The following is a 3,673-nucleotide window of genomic DNA, read 5'->3' as shown; positions in this document are numbered from 1 at the left end:
CGCTCGGGCTCGACGTCGAGGTCGCCGCCACGGGCGGCGCCTCGGACGCGAACTTCGTGGCCGCCCTCGGCGTGCCGACGCTCGACGGGCTCGGACCGGTCGGCGGCGGCGATCACGGCGTCGACGAGTGGCTCGACGTCGAGCACGCGCCGGAACGGATCGCGCTCCTCGCCGGGCTCGTCGTCGCGATCGCGGAGGGCGGGCCGCTACCGTGAGCACGGTGGAGGAGGTGACCGTGGCTGGAGGCGACGCGCCGGTGCCGATGGCGGAGGCGATCCGGCGGGGCATGGCCGACTGCAGCCCCGCCGAGCGGAAGGTCGCGCGGGTGCTGCTCTCGTCCTACCCGTCAGCGGGGTTCGAGACCGTCGCCAAGCTGGCCGCACGTGCGGGGGTGAGCGGCCCGACCGTCCTCCGGTTCGCGAACCGCCTCGGATACCGCGGGTTCCCCGACTTCCAGCAGGCGCTCCGCGACGACCTCGACGAGCGCTCGGCGTCGCCGATCGACCTGCAGGCGCGCCACCGATCCGAGGGCGGCCCCGCCTCCGGGCTCGAGCGCGCCGCGTCGATCATGGGCGAGACGCTCGTCCGGACCTTCGACGGGCTCGTCCCCGGCGAGTTCGAGCGCGCCGTCGACCTGCTGTGCACGCCGCGGAACAGGGTGCTCGTGTCGGGAGGACGGTTCAGCGGCCTGTTGGCGCGGCTGCTCGCGCAGCACCTGCAGCTCGTCCGGCCCGGCGTGACCGCGCTGCCCGAGCACGACGCGGGGCGGATCGAAGCGGTCGCCGGGCTGCGGCGAGGCGATGTCGTCGTCCTGTTCGACTACCGCCGGTACGAGGAGCCGACGCGCCGGCTCGCGGCCGCCGCCCGGGAGCGCCGGGCATCGGTCATCCTCCTCACGGATGCCTGGCTCTCGCCGATCGCGAGCGACGCCGACGTCGTCCTCCCGAGCGAGACCGACTCGCCCTCGGCGGCGTTCGACGCGATGACGCCGGTGCTCGCGATCGTCGAGGCCCTGATCGCCGAGTGCGCGGAACGCCTCGGCACGGCGGCATCCGCTCGCATGCGCGAGGTCGAGGAGGCCGGCCGCGAACTCGGCCTCTACTGACGCACGGTCGACGGGACCTGAGTCCCTTCGCATCCTCGGTCGCGCCGGTAGAACTGAGGGCGACCCGACCCACATCGCCGCCGCCACCCTGCGCCCCCGCTCCGGCTACACACCGAGGGGAACAGCAGGATGTCAGAGGCGACGCCGACAGGGCGACCCATCAGTCGACGCACGTTCATCGCGGCCGCCGGCGCGGCCGGCGCGGGGTTCATGCTCTACGCGATGCTGCCGGGCGGCGAACGCGTGGCGCTCGCGGAGATCCCCGGCGGCACGCTGCCGCCGGCCGACGTGCCGAAGTTCGTCACGCCGTTGCTCGTCCCGCCCGTCATGCCGCGGGCCGGCACGGTCAACCGCAAGGGCGGCAAGCCCGCCGACTACTACGAGATCTCGGTGCGGCAGTTCGCGCAGCAGATCCTTCCCGCGGGCCTGCCGGCGACGACCGTCTGGGGCTACGGCGCGATCTCGAGCGAGAGCAAGAAGGGGCTGCTCATCCACAACGCGCCCTCGCTCACGATCGAGTCGAAGTGGGGCCGTCCGGTCCGGGTGAAGTGGATCAACGACCTCGTCGACGCCGACGGCAACGCCCTCCCGCACCTCCTGCCCGTCGACCCCACGCTCCATTGGGCGAACCCGCCGGGCGGGGACGCCGGTCGCGACACCAGGCCGGTCTTCACCGGCGACACGCCGGGTCGGTACATCGGACCCGTCCCGCTCGTCACGCACCTGCACGGTGCGGTCGGCGTCGGCGACGAGAGCGACGGCTACGCGGAGGCGTGGTTCCTGCCCGACGCCACCGACATCCCGGCGGGGTACGCGACCGAGGGCACTTGGTACGACTTCTTCGCCGGCAAGGCGGCGGCCTCGTTCGGCGCGAGCTGGGGGCCGGGCTTCGCGGAGTTCGAGTACCCCAACGACCAGCGCGAGTCCACGCTCTGGTACCACGACCACGCACTCGGGATGACGCGCCTCAACGTCTACGCGGGGCCGGCCGGGTTCTTCATCGTCCGCGGCGGCCCGGACGGGGAGAAGGCCGTGCTCGACGCGCGGAACGGAGCGACCGCGGTCCTGCCGTCGCCCGCGCCGATGGAGGGCGACAAGTTCCCGCCGAACAAGACGTACTTCGAGATCCCGATCGTCGTGCAGGATCGCTCGTTCAACGACGACGGCTCGCTGTTCTACCCCGACACCAGGGAGTTCTTCGACGAGATCGTCGGGCCGTACATCCCCGCCGGGGAGTTCTCGCCGATCTGGCAGCCGGAGTTCTTCGGCAACATGCTGATGGTCAACGGCAACACCTGGCCCTTCCACCAGGTGGAGCAACGCCGCTACCGCCTGCGGTTCCTCAACGGATGCCAGTCCCGGTTCCTGATCCTCGACTTCAACGCGATCCCCGGGGTCGAGGTCTGGCAGATCGGCAACGAGGGCGGCTTCCTCGCCGCCCCGGTGAACCTCACCACCGACAACGGAAACCGCATGCTCCTGGGGCTCGCCGAGCGCGCCGACGTCATCGTCGACTTCACGAACGTGCCGGTCGGCGCCTACGTGCTGGGGAACGTCGGTCCCGACGAGCCGTTCGGAGGCGGCGTGCCGGATCTCGACTTCCCGAAGGCGGACCCGGACTCGACCGGCCAGGTCATGTCGTTCGTGGTCGGGCCCGCCCTGGCCGCCGACACGACGACCCCGCCGCAGTACCTCGTCCTCCCGCCGATCGCGCCCCTGCCGGCGGAGTCGGTGGTCCGGCCGCTCGCGCTCATCGAGAAGATGGCGGAGGGCCACAACGAGGAGGGCGACGTCTACGAAGGCCCCGTCGAGGCGCTGCTCGGCGACATCCAGTCGGGTGTCTGGATCGACCGCGTGTGGGCGGATCCGGTCACCGAGAACCCCGCAGTCGGTGCGACCGAGGTCTGGGAGTTCGTCAACACGACGGGCGACGCGCATCCGATGCACGTGCACGAGGTCGTGTTCGAGGTGGTGAACCGCGAGGGCCTCGTCCTCGACGGCGGCGAGGTCGCCCAGCCGGTGCAGCCCGACGGCAACGTGCGGCCGCCCGAACCGTGGGAGACCGGCTTCAAGGACACGGTCATCGCCTACCCCGGCGAGGTCACGCGCGTGCGTGCGACCTTCGTCAACCCCGGTCAGTACGTCTGGCACTGCCACATCGTCGAGCACGAGGACAACGAGATGATGCGCCCGTACCGGATCGGTCCGGAGCAGCCGGGTCAGCCCGCCTGATCGAGGAGGTGCCCGACGCCCTCGAGCACCGCACGGTGCGTCTCGACGGCGCCGAGGATCCGGAAGTGCCCGGCGACGGGCACGCGGATGTTCGTCGCGCCGTCGAGCATGCTCCCGTCGGGGATGTGGGGGTCGTACCGGCCGAACACGGACACGATGCGGGCGTTGACGGATGCCGCGCGTCCGAGCAGCACGATGGTCTCGTCGCTCGGGAGCAGCGCGCGCACGCTCGGGTCGAGGATGAGCCGGGCCATGCGCGAGCCGGCGAACGGCGTCGCGACGGCGACGAGGCCGACGATGCCGTGCGGGCCCCGCGCGACGTGCACGGCGCCGTCC

General features: G+C 72.0%; 3 protein-coding genes and 1 pseudogene. 3 read left to right on the top strand and 1 reads right to left on the bottom strand.

Translation table 11 applies throughout. The annotated features are described in order from the left end of the window. The 3 genes from ESO86_RS13380 to ESO86_RS13370 form a co-directional block, all read left to right on the top strand. Positions 1–215: M20/M25/M40 family metallo-hydrolase (locus ESO86_RS13380; protein WP_129235462.1), on the top strand; the 215-nt coding region annotated here is incomplete at its 5' end. A 20-nt stretch (positions 216–235) separates the two neighbouring features. Beyond that, positions 236–1,105 carry a MurR/RpiR family transcriptional regulator gene (locus tag ESO86_RS13375; protein ID WP_242492367.1) on the top strand — a complete coding sequence of 290 codons (870 nt, stop codon included), beginning with the start codon at positions 236–238 and terminating at the stop codon, positions 1,103–1,105. A 129-nt stretch (positions 1,106–1,234) separates the two neighbouring features. Further along, a complete protein-coding gene (locus ESO86_RS13370; protein ID WP_242492366.1) occupies positions 1,235–3,337 on the top strand; it encodes a multicopper oxidase family protein in 2,103 nt (700 codons plus the stop codon). Here the strand turns inward: ESO86_RS13370 and ESO86_RS19020 are convergent. Then, positions 3,325–3,673, bottom strand: a pseudogene (locus ESO86_RS19020) (hypothetical protein); the annotation flags it as partial. The gene ESO86_RS13370 and the pseudogene ESO86_RS19020 overlap by 13 nt on opposite strands.

This window comes from Agromyces binzhouensis (genome assembly GCF_004135055.1).
In the GTDB taxonomy this organism is placed as follows: Bacteria; Actinomycetota; Actinomycetes; order Actinomycetales; family Microbacteriaceae; genus Agromyces; species Agromyces binzhouensis.
The sequence above is the reverse complement of the archived record's forward strand: the minus strand, read 5'-3'. Positions and strand labels throughout refer to the sequence as shown.